This window comes from Oxalobacter aliiformigenes, from assembly GCF_027116575.1.
GTDB lineage: Bacteria > Pseudomonadota > Gammaproteobacteria > Burkholderiales > Burkholderiaceae_D > Oxalobacter > Oxalobacter aliiformigenes.
Window position 1 is genome coordinate 64,060 of sequence record NZ_CP098252.1, and the last position, 16,698, is coordinate 80,757.

18 protein-coding genes, 2 tRNA genes and 1 pseudogene are annotated in these 16,698 nt (G+C 50.0%); 12 read left to right on the forward strand and 9 right to left on the reverse strand.

Going from position 1 to position 16,698, the window contains the following annotated elements; genetic code table 11:
• Positions 1 to 55: 55 nt before the first annotated feature.
• The 5 genes from ubiB to NB647_RS00300 all read right to left on the reverse strand — a co-directional run bounded on the left by ubiB (position 56) and on the right by NB647_RS00300 (position 4,421).
• Positions 56 to 1,618: a ubiquinone biosynthesis regulatory protein kinase UbiB gene (ubiB, locus tag NB647_RS00280; RefSeq protein ID WP_269283526.1), complete on the reverse strand. Its 1,563-nt coding sequence runs from the start codon at positions 1,616 to 1,618 to the stop codon at positions 56 to 58.
• 194 nt (positions 1,619 to 1,812) lie between these two features.
• Positions 1,813 to 2,724: a Tim44 domain-containing protein gene (locus NB647_RS00285; protein ID WP_269283528.1), complete on the reverse strand. Its 912-nt coding sequence runs from the start codon at positions 2,722 to 2,724 to the stop codon at positions 1,813 to 1,815.
• 12 nt (positions 2,725 to 2,736) lie between these two features.
• On the reverse strand, positions 2,737 to 3,471 hold the full coding sequence (gene ubiE, locus NB647_RS00290; protein ID WP_269264571.1) for a bifunctional demethylmenaquinone methyltransferase/2-methoxy-6-polyprenyl-1,4-benzoquinol methylase UbiE: 735 nt from the start codon (positions 3,469 to 3,471) through the stop codon (positions 2,737 to 2,739).
• Between the two features lie 5 nt (positions 3,472 to 3,476).
• Positions 3,477 to 3,926: an HIT family protein gene (locus NB647_RS00295; RefSeq protein ID WP_269283530.1), complete on the reverse strand. Its 450-nt coding sequence runs from the start codon at positions 3,924 to 3,926 to the stop codon at positions 3,477 to 3,479.
• Positions 3,927 to 3,929: 3 nt separating this feature from the next.
• Positions 3,930 to 4,421 (reverse strand): YqaA family protein, encoded by a 492-nt coding sequence (locus NB647_RS00300; RefSeq protein ID WP_269264573.1) that lies wholly within the window; start codon positions 4,419 to 4,421, stop codon positions 3,930 to 3,932.
• A 139-nt stretch (positions 4,422 to 4,560) separates the two neighbouring features.
• On the opposite strand from NB647_RS00300, the gene ilvA reads away from it, so the two are divergent.
• From ilvA to rapZ, 5 genes are all read left to right on the forward strand, one after another.
• A complete protein-coding gene (gene ilvA, locus NB647_RS00305) occupies positions 4,561 to 6,093 on the forward strand; it encodes a threonine ammonia-lyase, biosynthetic (protein WP_269284820.1) in 1,533 nt (510 codons plus the stop codon).
• Positions 6,094 to 6,119: 26 nt separating this feature from the next.
• On the forward strand, positions 6,120 to 6,959 hold the full coding sequence (gene queF / locus NB647_RS00310) for an NADPH-dependent 7-cyano-7-deazaguanine reductase QueF (protein ID WP_269264574.1): 840 nt from the start codon (positions 6,120 to 6,122) through the stop codon (positions 6,957 to 6,959).
• A 95-nt stretch (positions 6,960 to 7,054) separates the two neighbouring features.
• Positions 7,055 to 7,531: a PTS sugar transporter subunit IIA gene (locus tag NB647_RS00315; protein WP_269264575.1), complete on the forward strand. Its 477-nt coding sequence runs from the start codon at positions 7,055 to 7,057 to the stop codon at positions 7,529 to 7,531.
• Positions 7,532 to 7,560: 29 nt separating this feature from the next.
• Positions 7,561 to 8,502, forward strand: coding sequence for an HPr(Ser) kinase/phosphatase (hprK, locus tag NB647_RS00320; protein WP_269264576.1), 942 nt, complete (start codon positions 7,561 to 7,563; stop codon positions 8,500 to 8,502).
• A gap of 87 nt (positions 8,503 to 8,589) precedes the next feature.
• On the forward strand, positions 8,590 to 9,459 hold the full coding sequence (gene rapZ / locus NB647_RS00325) for an RNase adapter RapZ (RefSeq protein ID WP_269264577.1): 870 nt from the start codon (positions 8,590 to 8,592) through the stop codon (positions 9,457 to 9,459).
• Here the strand turns inward: rapZ and mutY are convergent.
• Positions 9,428 to 10,579, reverse strand: a complete 1,152-nt coding sequence (gene mutY / locus NB647_RS00330; protein WP_269283532.1) for an A/G-specific adenine glycosylase — start codon at positions 10,577 to 10,579, stop codon at positions 9,428 to 9,430. The two genes, rapZ and mutY, sit on opposite strands and share 32 nt — an antisense overlap.
• 162 nt (positions 10,580 to 10,741) lie before the next feature.
• On the opposite strand from mutY, the gene lolB reads away from it, so the two are divergent.
• The 7 genes from lolB (at position 10,742) to NB647_RS00365 (ending at position 15,458) form a co-directional block, all read left to right on the forward strand.
• The gene (lolB, locus tag NB647_RS00335; protein ID WP_269283534.1) at positions 10,742 to 11,374 is read left to right on the forward strand and encodes a lipoprotein insertase outer membrane protein LolB; all 633 of its coding nucleotides are present in this window, start codon (positions 10,742 to 10,744) and stop codon (positions 11,372 to 11,374) included.
• Positions 11,362 to 12,270, forward strand: a complete 909-nt coding sequence (ispE, locus tag NB647_RS00340) for a 4-(cytidine 5'-diphospho)-2-C-methyl-D-erythritol kinase (RefSeq protein WP_269283535.1) — start codon at positions 11,362 to 11,364, stop codon at positions 12,268 to 12,270. The genes lolB and ispE overlap by 13 nt, the downstream gene beginning before the upstream one ends.
• 47 nt (positions 12,271 to 12,317) lie before the next feature.
• Positions 12,318 to 12,394 (forward strand) — tRNA-Gln (locus NB647_RS00345).
• A 123-nt stretch (positions 12,395 to 12,517) separates the two neighbouring features.
• Positions 12,518 to 13,480 carry a ribose-phosphate pyrophosphokinase gene (locus NB647_RS00350; RefSeq protein WP_269283539.1) on the forward strand — a complete coding sequence of 321 codons (963 nt, stop codon included), beginning with the start codon at positions 12,518 to 12,520 and terminating at the stop codon, positions 13,478 to 13,480.
• A gap of 92 nt (positions 13,481 to 13,572) precedes the next feature.
• On the forward strand, positions 13,573 to 14,190 hold the full coding sequence (locus tag NB647_RS00355; protein ID WP_269264582.1) for a 50S ribosomal protein L25/general stress protein Ctc: 618 nt from the start codon (positions 13,573 to 13,575) through the stop codon (positions 14,188 to 14,190).
• A gap of 108 nt (positions 14,191 to 14,298) precedes the next feature.
• A tRNA-Gln gene (locus tag NB647_RS00360) sits at positions 14,299 to 14,375 on the forward strand.
• A 123-nt stretch (positions 14,376 to 14,498) separates the two neighbouring features.
• Positions 14,499 to 15,458, forward strand: a complete 960-nt coding sequence (locus tag NB647_RS00365) for a ribose-phosphate pyrophosphokinase (protein ID WP_269283541.1) — start codon at positions 14,499 to 14,501, stop codon at positions 15,456 to 15,458.
• Between the two features lie 52 nt (positions 15,459 to 15,510).
• On the opposite strand, the gene pth is transcribed toward NB647_RS00365, so the two are convergent.
• From pth to NB647_RS00385, 3 genes and pseudogenes are all read right to left on the reverse strand, one after another.
• Positions 15,511 to 16,095 carry an aminoacyl-tRNA hydrolase gene (gene pth / locus NB647_RS00370; RefSeq protein WP_269283544.1) on the reverse strand — a complete coding sequence of 195 codons (585 nt, stop codon included), beginning with the start codon at positions 16,093 to 16,095 and terminating at the stop codon, positions 15,511 to 15,513.
• A gap of 45 nt (positions 16,096 to 16,140) precedes the next feature.
• Positions 16,141 to 16,445: pseudogene (locus NB647_RS00380) on the reverse strand (DUF2288 domain-containing protein).
• A 22-nt stretch (positions 16,446 to 16,467) separates the two neighbouring features.
• Positions 16,468 to 16,659: a SlyX family protein gene (locus NB647_RS00385; protein ID WP_269264586.1), complete on the reverse strand. Its 192-nt coding sequence runs from the start codon at positions 16,657 to 16,659 to the stop codon at positions 16,468 to 16,470.
• Positions 16,660 to 16,698 lie beyond the last annotated feature (39 nt).

Genomic DNA, 16,698 nt, shown 5'->3' on the forward strand with positions numbered 1-16,698 from the left:
CTGCCATCTCTTAAAGACAAAAAAGGCTGTTGCTTTATTTGAACAGATCGAAATCTCAGAAAAAATAATGCCAGTTCATCAAAATCCTCACCAGCAAAACCCCCATCAGAACACCGCTGGCGAAATACAGAAACCGGGTCAGACGACGATTGATTGAAGCCTGTTCAAGGATCATCCTGTCGAGTAATTCCGTCTTTCTGTCCGGCCTGGCAATATTTTTCAGCGCTTCCTCAACCAGACATGGCAATTGGGGAAGAATACGGCTGTAATTGACGGCTTCCATTCTGAACCGGTCCACCAAGCCTCTTATGCCGACCTGTCTGTCCATCCAGTCTTCAAGAAATGGCTTGGCGGTCTTCCATAAATCAAGATCCGGATCGAGCTGACGCCCAAGCCCTTCGATATTCAGCATGGTTTTCTGCAACAGGACAAGTTGCGGCTGGATTTCGATATTGAACCGTCTTGATGTCTGGAACAGGCGCATCAAAACCAGCCCGAATGAAAAATCCCTGAGCGGTCGGTCGAACATCGGCTCGCAACATGTCCTGACAGCCGCTTCCAGTTCCACCACACTGGTATCCGGCGGTGCCCAGCCGGATTCGATATTGGCTTGTGCCACCATCCTGTAATCACGACGGAAAAACGCCACGAAATTCTTCGAAAGATACTCTTTGTCGAAATCATCCAGCATGCCAACGATACCCAGATCCAGAGCGATATATCTGCCAAAAGTTGCCGGTTCCACAGAAATCAGAATATTTCCGGGATGCATGTCGGCATGAAAAAAAGCATCTCTGAACACCTGGGTCAAAAATATCTCAACCCCGTTACTGGCCAGTTTTTTCAGATCCAGCCCGGCTTCAACCAGCCTGTCTGTCTGCGAAATCGGAATACCGACCATTTTTTCCATGACCATGACATTGGTGGAACAATAATCCCAGAATATCTCAGGGACAATCAGTTTGTCGGATTCCGCAAAATTCCGGCGCAACTGGCTGTAATTGGCCGCTTCCCGCAACAGATCAAGTTCATCGTGAAGCGACTTGTCGAATTCATGCACAACCGCCGTCAGACGCAGGCGTTTTCCATCCCGCCAGAATCTTTCTCCCAGAGAAGCGAAAACATACATCAATTCAATGTCCCGTCCGATCCGTTTCTGCATTTCCGGCCGCAACACCTTGACAGCCACTTCACGTCCATTGTGAAGGGTTGCAAAATGAACCTGTGCAACGGAAGCGGAAGCGACCGGAACCGGATCAAAGCGCGCAAACAGTTTTTCCGGAGGGGCACCGAGATATTCCGTAATCTGTTCCACGGCCAGATTCGAATCGAATGGAGGCACGCGATCCTGCAATTTCGACAGTTCATCGGCAATTTCAGTCGGCAGCAGATCACGGCGTGTCGAGAGCATCTGACCGAACTTGATGAAAATGGGCCCCAGTTCTTCCAGCGCCTTCCGCAACCGTACCCCGGGAGAAATCGACAGACGACGCCAGAAAAACAGGGAACGGTAAAGTACGGCAAAACGCCTGCCTGGAAAATACGATACAGCCATTTCATCCAGACCGTATCGGAAAAGAATGTAAAAAATAACGATCAGTCTCCAGACTTTTCGCATTATTCCATTACTCCCATTAACATAATGCCCCCGTTCATGCGCTTTTCTGTTTTGAAATACGATATGTCATTTTTCGAAGGCCGACCACATAAAGACCGGTAAAGCCTCATCATCGCCATAACATTCCCATCAAAAAACAAAACCGCCCGCGACAGGAAGCGGACGGTTCATGCGATGACAGAACTCGCAAAACATCAGGACAATTGCTGAATGCCCGCCAGAACCCAGCCATTCTTTCTGGAAACAGGCCGGGTGAGATTCCAGACTTCCTGGAACGATTCCGGTTCAGCGCCTTCCTTTTCACGGATCTTGCCACTGAACTTCACACTGGCCATATATTCGTCGCCCAATGTCTCGATTCCAAGGAGCTCGGCATCCAGCGACACGACATCGGTCACATTCGGGGCAGCACCACGTTCCTGCAACTGCAAGCGGATTTCCGCAAACATCTCCGGTGTCGTGAATTCATGGATATCATTGATATCCGCTTTGTCCCACGCTGCCTGCATCCGGATGAAATAGGATTTCGCCGCCCTCAGAAACGCCGGCACATCAAAATCAGCCGGAATACCCCATGTATCATTGTTCTGTGAACCGTTTTCCATACCTGTACTTCCCGGAAACTGACGCGACAAACCGGAACCGATTTCAGGCGTGGCCGGATGATTGTAGCCGGTTTCCTGATAGCTGCTGGCATAGGCATTCGTATTCTGTTCACGCTGTCTGCCGGAAAAGCGCCGCAACAAAAACCGCACGACATACACGATAATGACCAACATCAAAATGGTGCTGATCATGCCCGCCATATCGCCACCAATACCGAAATGGCTCAATAACGCACCCAGACCGAGTCCAAGAAGCGCCCCGCCGAGAATGCCGCCCCACCGGCTGGCCGGCCTGGCGGCATTGGCAGCCTGCGACGGATTGGCGGCACGCTGGGCCTGCTGGCCGGGCTGCGCCATATTTCTCTGCATGGGAGCAATACGACCGATATTGGACGATTGTCGTCCGAACGATCCGCCTCCCAGTCTTCTCGCCTGTACGTCCGTCATGACCATTGATGCCAGACCGACCACCAAAACGAATGCAAGCAGAATTTTTTTCATAAATCTCCTGTTTTATAACTTCATACCGGTATGAAGAGCGACCACTCCAGCGGTCAGATTGAAAAATCTGGCGCAGACAAATCCGGCATCTTCCATCATTTTCTGCAAAGTTGCCTGATCAGGATGAACCCGTATGGATTCCGCCAGATAACGATAACTCTCCGCGCTTTTCGCCACATGCTTGCCCAGCCACGGCAACACGGAAAACGAATACATATCATACAGGTTCCGCAAAGGTTTCCAAACCCTTGAAAACTCAAGAACCAGCAATTTCCCTCCCTGTTTCAGGACGCGGTTCATTTCCGACAAGGCATCTTCCTTGTGAGTCATGTTCCTCAGACCGAACGACACGACGACCCTGTCGAAATAATTGTCGGGAAACGGGAGTTTCTCGGCATCACAGACCATGGCCGGCACAATGACCCCCTTGTTCAACAATCTGTCACGACCATATTGCAACATGGTTTCATTGATATCCGTCAGCCAGACTTCGCCGTTTTTTCCGACCTGTTTCGCAAAAGACAACGTCAGATCGCCCGTCCCGCCGGCAACATCCAGAACTTTGTAGCCTTCCCGGATACCTGCCTGCGACACGGCAAACGCCTTCCACAAACGATGAAGACCACATGACATCAGATCATTCATCAAATCGTAATGCCGGGCAACATGATTGAAAACTTCGGCTACCTTTTCCGTTTTTTCACGTTCATCTATTTTTTGATAACCGAAATGAGTCAGCTTGGACATAAAAATTATCGTTGCAACGAAAGACCGTATTGTTCATTCAGCACATCGGACAACATTTTCCGCAATTCGGGAATTTTTCCTTTCCTGAACATCGTTTCTTTTTGATCCGGTTCCCGTTTCGCAACCGACCAAACGGAATCCGGAAAACTTCTGTCGTTCACATATCGTGGTATGACATGCCAGTGTATATGAGGCACCACGTTTCCCAGAGAAGCCAGATTGACCTTGTCAGGCTGCATGACATCCCGGATACACTTTTCCACCAGCCACACGACATTCATCACCTCCACACGGTCGGCTTCGGAAAGATCCGTCATTTCAGCGACGTGATCATTCCATACCACCCTGCAGAAACCCGGATAATCCGGCTCATCCACCAGCAATACCCGCCACTTCCCACTGACATATACCGGTTCGTTCCGATCCGGAGCACAAAACACGCAGTTACCTACCATAATCTACCCCAAAAACCGTGCCAGTTCACGCCATGAACTGTCAGGGATATACAAAAGCAGCCAGGTCATCAGAATGTACCGTACCAGTTTGCCTGTCGCCATATAAGCCACACAAGGCCAAAACGGCAACTTCAGCCATCCGCCCAACGTACACAACGGATCCCCGATTCCGGGAACCCAGCTCAAAAGCATTGTCTTGGCACCGTGCTTTTCAAGCCAGCCGAACCACATCGTCTTCCGCTCTTTGGCAAAAGCTTCCTTGGCGCCATATCCTATCCAGTAATTGAGAATGCCTCCGAGCGTATTGCCGGCTGTCGCGACAATCATCACCTGCCAGAACAGCGACCTGTCAGCAGCGACCACCGCAAAAACGGCCGGTTCCGACCCAAGCGGCAACAATGTCGCCGATATAAAACTGATAATGAATACCGAAGTCAGCCCCACCTCTGGAACGGCGAGATACCCCAGCAACCAGTGAACAGCCGATTCGATCATTTCAAAAGATTTTCCATATTTCCCCGGGACATGAAACCATCCGGCGAAATCCGCTCAGGGAAGCAATCATGCAAAAAAGGCCAAGCATACCAGACGGGGATTATAATGTTGCGAAAAATTACAGACGTTGTCCAGCATCATTATGACCGATTACTTGAAAAAAATTCTTACTGCACGCGTATACGATGTCGCCATCGAATCGCCTCTTGAGCCCGCGCCCAATCTTTCAAAGCGAACGAAAAACCATATTCTCTTAAAACGTGAAGACATGCAAAGTGTCTTCAGTTTCAAGCTTCGCGGAGCTTATAACAAAATGGCCAATCTTTCCGCCAGCCAGCTGGGAAAGGGGGTTATTTGCGCATCCGCCGGCAATCACGCCCAGGGAGTCGCTCTGTCTGCCAGAAAACTGGACTGCAAGGCCGTCATCGCGATGCCAACCACAACGCCCCCCGTCAAAATTGAAGCAGTCCGGACACACGGAGGCGACAACGTTGAAATCGTTCTTTTCGGCGATTCTTTTTCTGATACCTGCGATCACGCGAAAATGCTTGAAAAAGAACGTCACCTGACATTTATTCACCCATTTGACGATCCGGATGTCATTGCCGGTCAGGGAACGATCGGTATGGAAATTCTCCGTCAGCACTCCGGGCCGATCCATGCCATTTTCGTGCCGGTAGGAGGCGGCGGACTGATTGCCGGTATTGCCGCATACGTCAAGAAAATCCGTCCCGAAATCAGAATAATCGGTGTGGAAACGGTTGATTCCTGTGCCATGAAACAAAGTCTCGATGCCGGCAAACGTATCAACCTGCCGGATGTCGGTCTTTTCTCCGACGGAACGGCAGTCAAGCTGGTCGGAGAAGAAACCTTCCGGCTTTCCCGGGAATATGTGGACGAAATCGTTCTTGTCGATACGGATGATGTGTGCGCCGCCATCAAGGACGTCTTTCTGGATACCCGAAGTATCCCGGAACCGGCCGGGGCACTTGCTATCGCCGGCATAAAAACCTATATCGAACAGCACGAAGAAACAGGCAATCCCCTGGAAAACATGACGATGGTCGCTGTTACATCGGGTGCCAACATGAATTTCGACCGGTTGCGTTTCGTGGCTGAACGTGCAGACGTCGGCGAAAACCGCGAAGCCGTTCTGGCTGTTACGATTCCGGAAGAACGTGGCAGTTTTCGCCGGTTCTGCGAGCTGATCGGTCCCCGTCATGTGACCGAATTCAATTACCGCATCAGCGACGACAAGGCAGCTCATGTTTTCGTGGGTATTGAAGTCAAAAACCGCAAGGAAAAAAACGAGATCATCGCGACATTTGAAAACAGCCGTTACCGTACTATCGATTTGAGCGATGACGAACTTGGCAAACTCCATATCCGCTATATGGTCGGCGGGAAAAGCCCGTTCGCGGAAAATGAACTGCTCTACCGTTTCGAATTCCCGGAACGGCCTGGCGCCCTGATGCGCTTTCTTTCATCAATGGCGCCGAACTGGAACATCAGCCTTTTCCATTACCGGAACCACGGCGCGGATTACGGGCGGGTACTTGTCGGACTGCAAGTACCGCAACAGGACATGAAAGCGTTTGATCAATTCCTTTCGACTATCGGTTATCCTTACTGGAACGAAAGCGACAATCCTGTTTACAAGCTGTTCCTCTAACCTTAAACGATATCGGGCAATTTGCTATGACACCTGCAGACAGCATGAAAAATTCCCCTCTCGGGAAAACGACGGAATATCCGACCCAGTACGATCCATCCCTGTTATATGCGATCGAACGTATCCCTATGAGAGAAAAACTGGGTATTTCCGGTTCCCTGCCGTTTTTCGGACTCGACTTCTGGAACACCTATGAGCTCTCCTGGCTCAATCTGCGCGGCAAACCCCAGGTAGCTATCATGAGTTTCAATGTATCAGCGGATTCGCCCAGAATCGTCGAATCAAAATCGCTGAAACTTTATCTGAACTCTTTTTCCCAAACCAGAATGGACGAAACAGCGGACCTGATCGATATTGTGCGTAACGATCTGGGCAATGCGTTCGGCTCGCCCGTACAAGTTTCCCTGAAACTGCCGTCAGATTTCATGGAAACGGAAATCCGGGAACTGGACGGGCTGCTCCTGGACCGTCTGGATATCGGTACCGATATCTATTCGCCCGATCCCTCTCTTTTACGAAGCAACCGTAAAGAAGCGCCCGTCGAGGAAACGCTGGTATCCCACCTTCTGAAGACAAACTGCCCCGTTACCGGACAGCCTGACTGGGCCAGTCTCCAGATACATTATGTCGGCCCTCAAATCGATCAGGAGGGATTACTCAAATACATCATCAGCCTGAGATCTTCCAATGAATTCCATGAACAATGCGTCGAACGGATTTTTCTGGACATACTGAAATCGTGCAAACCGCAAAATCTTACCGTATATGCCCGTTATACCCGCCGGGGCGGTATCGATATCAATCCGTGGCGAAGCAATTTCACTTCCGGCAAACGCCCGCAACTGATACGGACGGCACGCCAGTAATGCAATCCTGATTACCGGGTGCATTGCGAATCGGCATGACGGACATGTCCTCCGGCGATTTATAATGCACCCATTTCATACCGGATAGATTCACCATGTCCACGAACCTTTCAAGAATTCTGCCGCCGGAAAACATTGTGCTTGACCTCGATGTATCAAGCAAGAACCGTGTTTTCGAACAGGCAGGCCTTATTTTCGAAAACAACTGCGGGATTCCCCGCTCTCTTGTAACAGAGAATCTCCTCGCACGGGAAAGTATGGGATCGACCGGACTCGGTTATGGCGTAGCCGTTCCGCACGGCCGGATAGAAGGACTGAAAATACCCTATGCCGCTTTTGTTAGACTGTCGACTCCCATCGCTTTCGGATCGCCTGACGGGAAACCGGTCAATTTGCTTTTCTTCCTTCTGATTCCGCAAAATGTCACCCAGCAACATCTGGAAATTCTTTCGGAAATCGCCGCGATGTTTTCGGACAACCCGTGCCGTGATGCCCTTGCCCATGAAACGGATCCGGAACGGATTTACAAAATCGTCACGACCTGGAAACCCGGCCAGCCACTCCCGACCTGAATCGTCCACTTTCACAATCACCACCTACCATGTCGACCACAAAAACTCTTACCATACAGCGTCTATATGCCAGTAACAGGGATATCCTGAAACTGACGTGGTTTGCAGGACTGGATGGTGGCCACCGACAGGTATCGAGCGGAAGCGGTTCCGCCGCCGACCAGGTTGGCCATCTGAATCTGATACATCCCATGCGTATTCAGGTATTCGGCAGGCAGGAAATTGATTATTATGACAGACTGTCGCCTGAATCCCGTGCCTACCTCGTACACGAAATCGCCGACTGCAATCCGCCTGCCCTGATTATTGCCAGAAGTCTGGACGTTCCCCCTGATATCCATGCGATCTGCAACGAAAACAATATCCCGTTGTTCACTACGCCGCTGACCGCTGCCGAGGTCATCGATTACTTGCGCGTCTACTTGTCGAAACAGCTTGCCATGCGCGTTATCATGCACGGCGTATTCATGGACGTCCTGGGAGTCGGGGTACTGATTACCGGCGACTCGGGACTGGGAAAAAGTGAATTGGGACTTGAACTGATTACACGCAATCACGGTCTTGTCGCAGACGATGCCGTTGAATTTTCGCGGATAGCGCCCAATGTCGTGGAAGGACGTGCGCCCAAACTTCTGCAAAATCTGCTGGAAGTACGGGGACTGGGACTGCTTGATATCCGGGCCATCTTCGGAGAAACAGCCGTTCGCAGGAAAATGCAGCTCAAACTGATTGTTCACCTTACACGCAGCCGCTCGGGAGACGACAATATTGAACGCTTGCCCATCCATTCGCCAACCCAGGAAATTCTTGGCCTGCCGATCCGAAAAACGGTCATCCCTGTTGCTGCCGGAAGAAATATAGCGGTTCTGCTGGAAGCCGCGGTCAGAAACACCATTATGCAACTGCGCGGATTCAATACCATGGAAGAATTCATGGAAAGACAGCGCAAGGCCATGACCAGCGATGAGTGAAAAAGACATCGATCTGTCAAAAGGAGTCACACTGACGTCATACAGTTATGATAATCTGGCGAGGTATCGTTTTCTAATTAATTTCGCGTGAAGATAATACTTATTACCGGCATTTCCGGATCGGGAAAATCAGTCGCGTTGAACGCGCTTGAAGATGCAGGTTATTTTTGTGTCGATAACCTGCCCCCGGCGTTGCTTCCCAATCTTGTCGCCACGCGTCTTGAAGAAAATTCGGACAAACTGGCAGTAGCTGTCGATTCGAGAAGCGCGGGCTCGCTTGACGAGCTGCCCAAGAGCATCCGGATATTGAACGAAAAAGGACATGAAGTCCGTGTCCTTTTTCTGACATCAGACACTCATTCCCTGATTACCCGATTTTCGGAAACGCGGCGCAGCCATCCGCTCTCCCACCACCACCTGAAAAATGCGTCGCCGGCCGACAATCGTACCCTGATCGAGGCGATCCGGGAAGAAAGGGCGTTAATGGCCGATATCCAGATGATGGGACACGTGATCGATACATCCAATTCCAGTGCCAACGAATTGCGCAATCGTGTCAAGGAACTGGTCGAAATTGACCAGTCACCCCTGACACTGCTTTTCGAATCTTTCGGTTTCAAATTCGGTGTACCTCTGGACGCCGATATCATTTTCGATGTCCGCTGTCTCCCCAACCCTTACTACGACACCAGACTCAGACCGTTAACGGGAAAAGATGCCGCTATTCGCGAATTTATGGAAGCGCAACCGGAAGCTGAAGAATTACTCACCGACATCAGACAATTCATTGAAAAATGGCTGCCCTCCTTCCGCAAGGACAATCGTAGTTATCTGACTGTTGCCCTTGGCTGCACGGGAGGTCAACACCGTTCTGTTTACATGGTCGAGCGGCTCGCGGATCATTTCCGCCAATTCGAGCAGGTCATCACCCGGCATCGGGAGTTGAAACCGGACTGACGGCTGGTGATTCCGACAGTTTCAGACGCTGTTGCCTTAAAGAGGTGCTCAACAATTTACGTACCGGCGCCGGCACCGGCGCATCGTCCAGTTTTTCAATGTCGTACCACAGACAGGCATGCTCCGCTACCCTCTGATTCTGTCTGGACAATTCAATGACACAAGGCGTGATGAGAAGACGGAAATGCGAAAAAATGTGAACGAACGGATCAAGATATTCCATGGAAACGACATCGCCGAACGATGAGGCCATAAACTTCAGTTCATCCAGCACAGCGGCAGAACTTGCGGACTCGTTATCCGCAGGCCATTCCTTCTCGGGCAATGAATACAAGCCTCCCCATATTCCGGACTCAGGTCTTTTTTCAAACAACACTTGTCCATTGGATTGGAGAACCAGCATGATCACTTTTTTTTCCGGCACCGCTTTCTTCACCTTCCTGACAGGCAATTCAGCAATCCTGTTTTCAGACAACGCCACACAATTTCCCGTAAACGGACACCGCACGCAATCCGGCTTGCTCCTGACACAAACCGTCGCCCCCAGATCCATCAATCCCTGGGTATACGCTTCCAGATCCGTCTCGGGCAATAATTCGTAAGCCAGTTTCCACAAGCGTTTTTTACCTTCTTTTCCTTCCGGGGAATCCGTTATACCAAAGACACGCGAGAAAACCCGGACGACATTGCCATCCAGTATCGCAGCCCTGACACCGGACGAAAACACAGCGATCGCCGCCGCCGTGGACTTTCCGATTCCGGGCAATTTTTCCAGAACCGCCGGATCAGCAGGAAACTCGCCGCCATATTCACGGACGACAATCTGGGCGCATTTATGAAGATTCCTCGCTCTGGAATAATATCCGAGACCGCTCCAGTACTTCATGACCTCAACAAGCGGACAAACCGCCAGGGTGAAAACATCCGGAAAAGACTCCAGAAAACGCAAATAATATGGAATGACCGTTGCGACCTGTGTCTGTTGCAACATTATCTCGGACAGCCAGATCCTGTAAGCATCCCGCGTATTCTGCCAGGGGAGCGAATGACGCCCATGCCTTTTTTGCCACGCAACCAGTGTTTCGGCAAAAGAAGTATCAGAACAATTTAATCGTTTCACGAATGATTTCACTTGAAAACAGGTAGATCCATCAACAAAAATACAATAAAAACGAATTCCTTACATAATTTAACAATCCGGATCATTTGTTGATATAGAATGCTCCGGGCAATTCGATCCCGCATCTCCTGCAGAATATTTCTCCCTGTTTTCGGAAACTACATGAAAAAAACATTTCATCCCTACAAAATCGGCATGTTTGCCGTTTTCCTTTTCTCCATCATGCTGTCAGGCTGCTCAAGTTTCCAGTCCATGGAAAAGCTGAATATCTTTTCAAGTGACACGCCAAGAAGCTGCAGTGAAAAAGCCGGAGTCAAAGGCCGTTTTTCCATCCACTATCAGGCCGACGGCAAGGAAGAATCATTACATGGCGGTTTCGACTGGAAACAGGCACCGGATTATACCGTCATTACACTGCTTTCGCCGCTTGGCCAGTCCATGGCAAAAATTGAAATCACCCCGCAACTGACCACTTTCATCGCTCCCAACAAAGCGCCCCGAAGCGCTGCAAATGCAGAAGAGCTGATCAAATCGGAACTGGGATGGACCCTTCCCGTAACCGGACTGAAAGACTGGTTACAGGGTTGCGCGACCGATATGCAAGGAAAACCTTTCATTGCTTCCCCTGAATCGAAACAGGTCATCACCCGAGACGGATGGCAAATCGATTACATCACCTGGATTGAAGGTCCGGTCATGCCTCTGCCCAAACGCATAAACCTGACCAAGGGCAGTAGCGATTCCAGAGATGTCGATATCAATCTCAAGCTGGTTATAGATGAATGGCACTTCTAGATAAAACAAGACCCGCGTCACTGCGCAATTGTCCTGCTCCGGCCAAACTGAACCTCTTTCTTCATGTGATCGGCCGACGCCCGGATGGTTATCACCTTCTTGAAACGGTTTTCCAACTGACTGACTTTTGCGACTATCTGCATTTTACTTGTCGTGACGATGGACAAATCAGACGAATCACCCGGAATGGGCAAATCAATGAAGAAGACGACTTGATCATTCGTGCGGCAAACCTCCTTCGGGAAAATGCTCTCGGACAAAAAGGAAAGCATGTTCCCGGAATCGATATTGAAATTGAAAAAAATCTCCCTGTGGGCGGAGGTCTCGGGGGCGGTTCTTCCGATGCCGCCACAACACTGATGGCTCTCAATTACTTGTGGAATTGCCGGTTCGACACACAGGAGCTGATCGAAATGGGTATCCGGCTAGGCGCCGACGTTCCCTTTTTTTTGTTGGGCGAGAATGCTTTTGCCGAAGGTATCGGAGAAAAGCTGACTCCGATAAAAACGCCAGGCGGGTGGTTTGTTGTGATAAAACCACCTGTTTCCGTTCCTACGGCGCTTATCTTCCGTTCAAATGAATTGACAAGAAATACAGAACCCATCAAAATGACGGACTTTCCCGGTTTCTATGAAAGATTGGATCATTTCGGAAGAAATGACTTGCAGGGTGTTGCGACCAGACTTTTTCCTGAAATCGGCAGTGCAATCAACGAACTGGAGAAGTTCGGAAATGCCAGAATGACAGGATCGGGAGCGTGCGTTTTTTCGCGTTTTTCCAGCAAAACGCAGGCAGAAGAGGTAGCGGCCAGACTTTCCGTAAAATGGGAAACCAGAGTCGTTCAGGGATTGCAGAATCATCCGCTGAAGTATCTTCTTGATAACAAAGGCGAATGATAGGGTTTTTCAGGATGCTCGGTTATAATACCGGCATGAAATGCAGCAGGGGAATCGCCAAGCTGGTTAAGGCACAGGATTTTGATTCCTGCATGCGAAGGTTCGAATCCTTCTTCCCCTGCCACCCACTTCGCAGCGCCCGCCGCCAGGCGTGCTTACAATGAAATATTGTCGGCAAGTGACACAACGGGATTCGTTAGACGTTATGTGACTTTTAACCCAGTAACGAGATCGTCGCAGGAAATTCATGTCCGACAGCAATTTAATGATTTTCACTGGCAATGCCAATCCGGCATTGGCCGCCAAGGTAGCCAGCAAACTCGGTATCCCTCTCGGCAAGGCTTTCGTTTCCAAATTCTCCGATGGTGAAACCACTGTCGAAATCAATGAAAATGTCCGCGGCAAGGATGTTTTCGTCATTCAGTCCACTTGCGCTCCCACCAATGACAACCTGATGGAAATCATCCTGATGGTCGATGCATTGAAGCGCGCTTCCGCTGAACGCATTACCACCTGTATCCCTTATTTCGGTTACGCCCGTCAGGATCGTCGTCCACGTTCCACCCGTGTCGCCATTTCCGCACGCGTTATCGCCAATATCCTCGAGGGCATCGGCGTCGACCGCGTCCTGATCATGGATGTCCATGCCGATCAGATTCAGGGCTTTTTCGATATCCCTGTCGACAATATTTATGCTTCTCCCATCCTTCTGAAGGATCTCCAGAAGAAAAACTACAAGGATCTTCTGGTCGTCTCCCCCGATATCGGAGGGGTCGTCCGTGCCAGAGCACTGGCAAAATGTCTCGAGTGTGACCTGTCGATCATCGACAAGCGCCGTCCACGGCCGAACGAATCCGAGGTCATGAACATCATCGGCAATGTGGAGGGCAGAAACTGTGTGATCATGGATGACATGGTCGATACCGCCGGTACGCTGACGCAGGCGGCCGAGGCACTGAAAGAAAGAGGAGCCAAGATGGTCGTTGCCTATTGCACCCATCCGGTCCTTTCCGGTCCGGCCGTCAAGAGAATTACCGCTTCTTCGCTGGATGAACTGGTTGTGACCGATACCATTCCTTTATCCGATGCGGCAAGACAATGTCCGAAAATCCGTCAGCTTTCCTGTGCCGAACTGCTGGCCGAAACACTCAAACGGATCAGTACAGGCAATTCCGTCATGTCTTTATTCAATGAGGCATACCCTCTCTGATTGTCTGGCAAAACGTATTCAAGCGAAGCCTCTGGTCGCGGAGGCTTTTTTCAACAAAAGGTCAGGGACCTTACTTTTACTGGAGTATTTAAATGAAAGTTGTAGCATACACAAGAGCAGAGATAGGGACCGGAGCGAGCCGCCGCCTGCGTGCTGCTGGTATGGCACCGGGAATCGTTTACGGTGGCAACAGCGAACCTGTCAACATCAAACTGGATCACAATGCCCTTTTCTACGCCCTGAAAAGAGAAGCATTCCATTCCTCCATTCTCGATCTGGAAATCGACGGCAAGGAAGAAAAGGTTCTGCTGCGCGACTTTCAGGTTCACGCATACAAACCGGTTGTCCTGCATGTGGATTTCCAGCGCGTTGACGCCAACCAGAAAATCACTGTCAAGGTTCCGCTTCACTTCATCAATGAAGAAACTTCTCCGGCAGCCAAGACAGGTATCGTTCATCATGCAACGACCGAACTGGAAATTTCATGCCTTCCTGCCCACCTGCCTTCCTTCATCGAAGTCGATCTGGCCAATCTGGATGTCGGACAAGCTATTCACCTTGCCGATCTGAAACTTCCGGAAGGTGTATCTGCAACATCGCATGACGAATCCCAGCCAATCGTTACGGCTACCGTCGCCAATGTCGCGGAATCCGAAGAAGAAGTATCCGAAGAGGCCGCTCCGGCAGCAGATGCTGAAACAAAAGAGTAATTTTTGCAACACAAAAGAGCCTGTCATCGCTGACAGGCTCTTTTTTTATTGAATTGCGATACCAAGCGCCTGAATTTTTCGGTTATAATAGCGATCTGAATTTTCAGCAGGGGAATCGCCAAGCTGGTTAAGGCACCGGATTCTGATTCCGGCATTCGAGGGTTCGAATCCTTCTTCCCCTGCCACCCACTTCGCAGCGCCCGCCGCCAGGCGTGCTTACAATGAAATATTGTCGGCAAGTGACACAACGGGATTCGTTAGACGTTATGTGACTTTTAACCCAGTAACGAGATCGTCGCAGGAAATTCATGTCCGACAGCAATTTAATGATTTTCACTGGCAATGCCAATCCGGCATTGGCCGCCAAGGTAGCCAGCAAACTCGGTATCCCTCTCGGCAAGGCTTTCGTTTCCAAATTCTCCGATGGTGAAACCACTGTCGAAATCAATGAAAATGTCCGCGGCAAGGATGTTTTCGTCATTCAGTCCACTTGCGCTCCCACCAATGACAACCTGATGGAAATCATCCTGATGGTCGATGCATTGAAGCGCGCTTCCGCTGAACGCATTACCACCTGTATCCCTTATTTCGGTTACGCCCGTCAGGATCGTCGTCCACGTTCCACCCGTGTCGCCATTTCCGCACGCGTTATCGCCAATATCCTCGAGGGCATCGGCGTCGACCGCGTCCTGATCATGGATGTCCATGCCGATCAGATTCAGGGCTTTTTCGATATCCCTGTCGACAATATTTATGCTTCTCCCATCCTTCTGAAGGATCTCCAGAAGAAAAACTACAAGGATCTTCTGGTCGTCTCCCCCGATATCGGAGGGGTCGTCCGTGCCAGAGCACTGGCAGAACATCTGCATTGCGACCTGTCGATCATCGACAAGCGCCGTCCACGGCCGAACGAATCCGAGGTCATGAACATCATCGGCAATGTGGAGGGCAGAAACTGTGTGATCATGGATGACATGGTCGATACCGCCGGTACGCTGACGCAGGCGGCCGAGGCACTGAAAGAAAGAGGAGCCAAGATGGTCGTTGCCTATTGCACCCATCCGGTCCTTTCCGGTCCGGCCGTCAAGAGAATTACCGCTTCTTCACTGGATGAACTGGTTGTGACCGATACCATTCCTTTATCCGATGCGGCAAGACAATGTCCGAAAATCCGTCAGCTTTCCTGTGCCGAACTGCTGGCCGAAACACTCAAACGGATCAATACCGGTGATTCTGTCATGTCCCTGTTAAATGAAATGTATAACTGACAGCCGGTGTTCAATAAAAAAACCGCCTCATGGTGGTTTTTTTATTGATGGATTATTTTTCGACTGTATGCAGTTCTTTCATGGCTTTATCGAACTGACCGTCACACAGTAGGGGAATGACATGCATTGCGCGTCCGATCGCATCATCTATCCTGTCCTGATCTTCACGCCGGGGACGCTGGAGCACATAATCGATAACAGGTGATTTCAGATTCTGTGAGCGGGGATGACCAATACCAAGACGCAAACGCCAAAAATTCTGCGTACCCAACGCTGAAGCAATATCTTTCAGACCATTATGCCCGCCTGTGGAACCGGAACGTTTCAGTTTCGCAATACCGGGAGCGATATCCAGCTCATCATGAACGACCAGAATTTCTTCCGGTGCCATTTTGAAAAAACGGGCCATGGCACCGACTGCCAGACCGGAACGGTTCATGAATGTCTGAGGTTTCATCAGCCAGACATCATGACCGTTTATCCTTGTTTTCGAGACCAGGGCCGAAAATTTGGCCTCCTTCTGCCAGCGCATATCAGAATTTTCAAGATTGTCGAGAAACCAGAAACCCGCATTATGACGTGTCTGCTCATATTCGGCACCCGGATTCCCAAGCCCGACGATTAATCGAATACTCATGATCATCCATAAAAATTACACCATCAAAGACGGCATTACTCTCTGTCAGCTTCTTCTCTGCTGCACGAGAATCCATGGTTTGACGACAACAGCCCATAGCATGGCATCCGAATCGGACCATATACGTGCCTGATCGTCGGTTACCTTCTGTATCTCTTTTTTTCCAGCATACCGGAAATAGCCGCCACATCATCGGAAGCCATCCATTGCGCGACCTGAATCATATCGACATTCTCGTCAACCGAAATAACCATGCCACCGGCAAAGAAACGCTCCAGTTCTTTCCACGGTATCTGTGCCGTTTCCAGATTGATTTTCGCGTAAAGCAGTTTATCTTGTTCTGTAGACATATATGTTCCGTCGAGATTGTAATCAATAATGAGGAGGTTTTTCGTTGAGGGGATTGTCGTTTTCCAGTTCCACAATACGGGAAGCCATCTCTTTCAGTATCGCTTCGAAATTGTCGATTTTCAATTGTTGTTGATAAACTGTTTTGTTCAGTTCATCAATCATGTCTTCCTGACGCGTAATACGGATTTCAAGATCGATAAGACGTTCTTCCATTTTCTTTTCCGGCAAATTTCAAACAAAACACCATCAAAA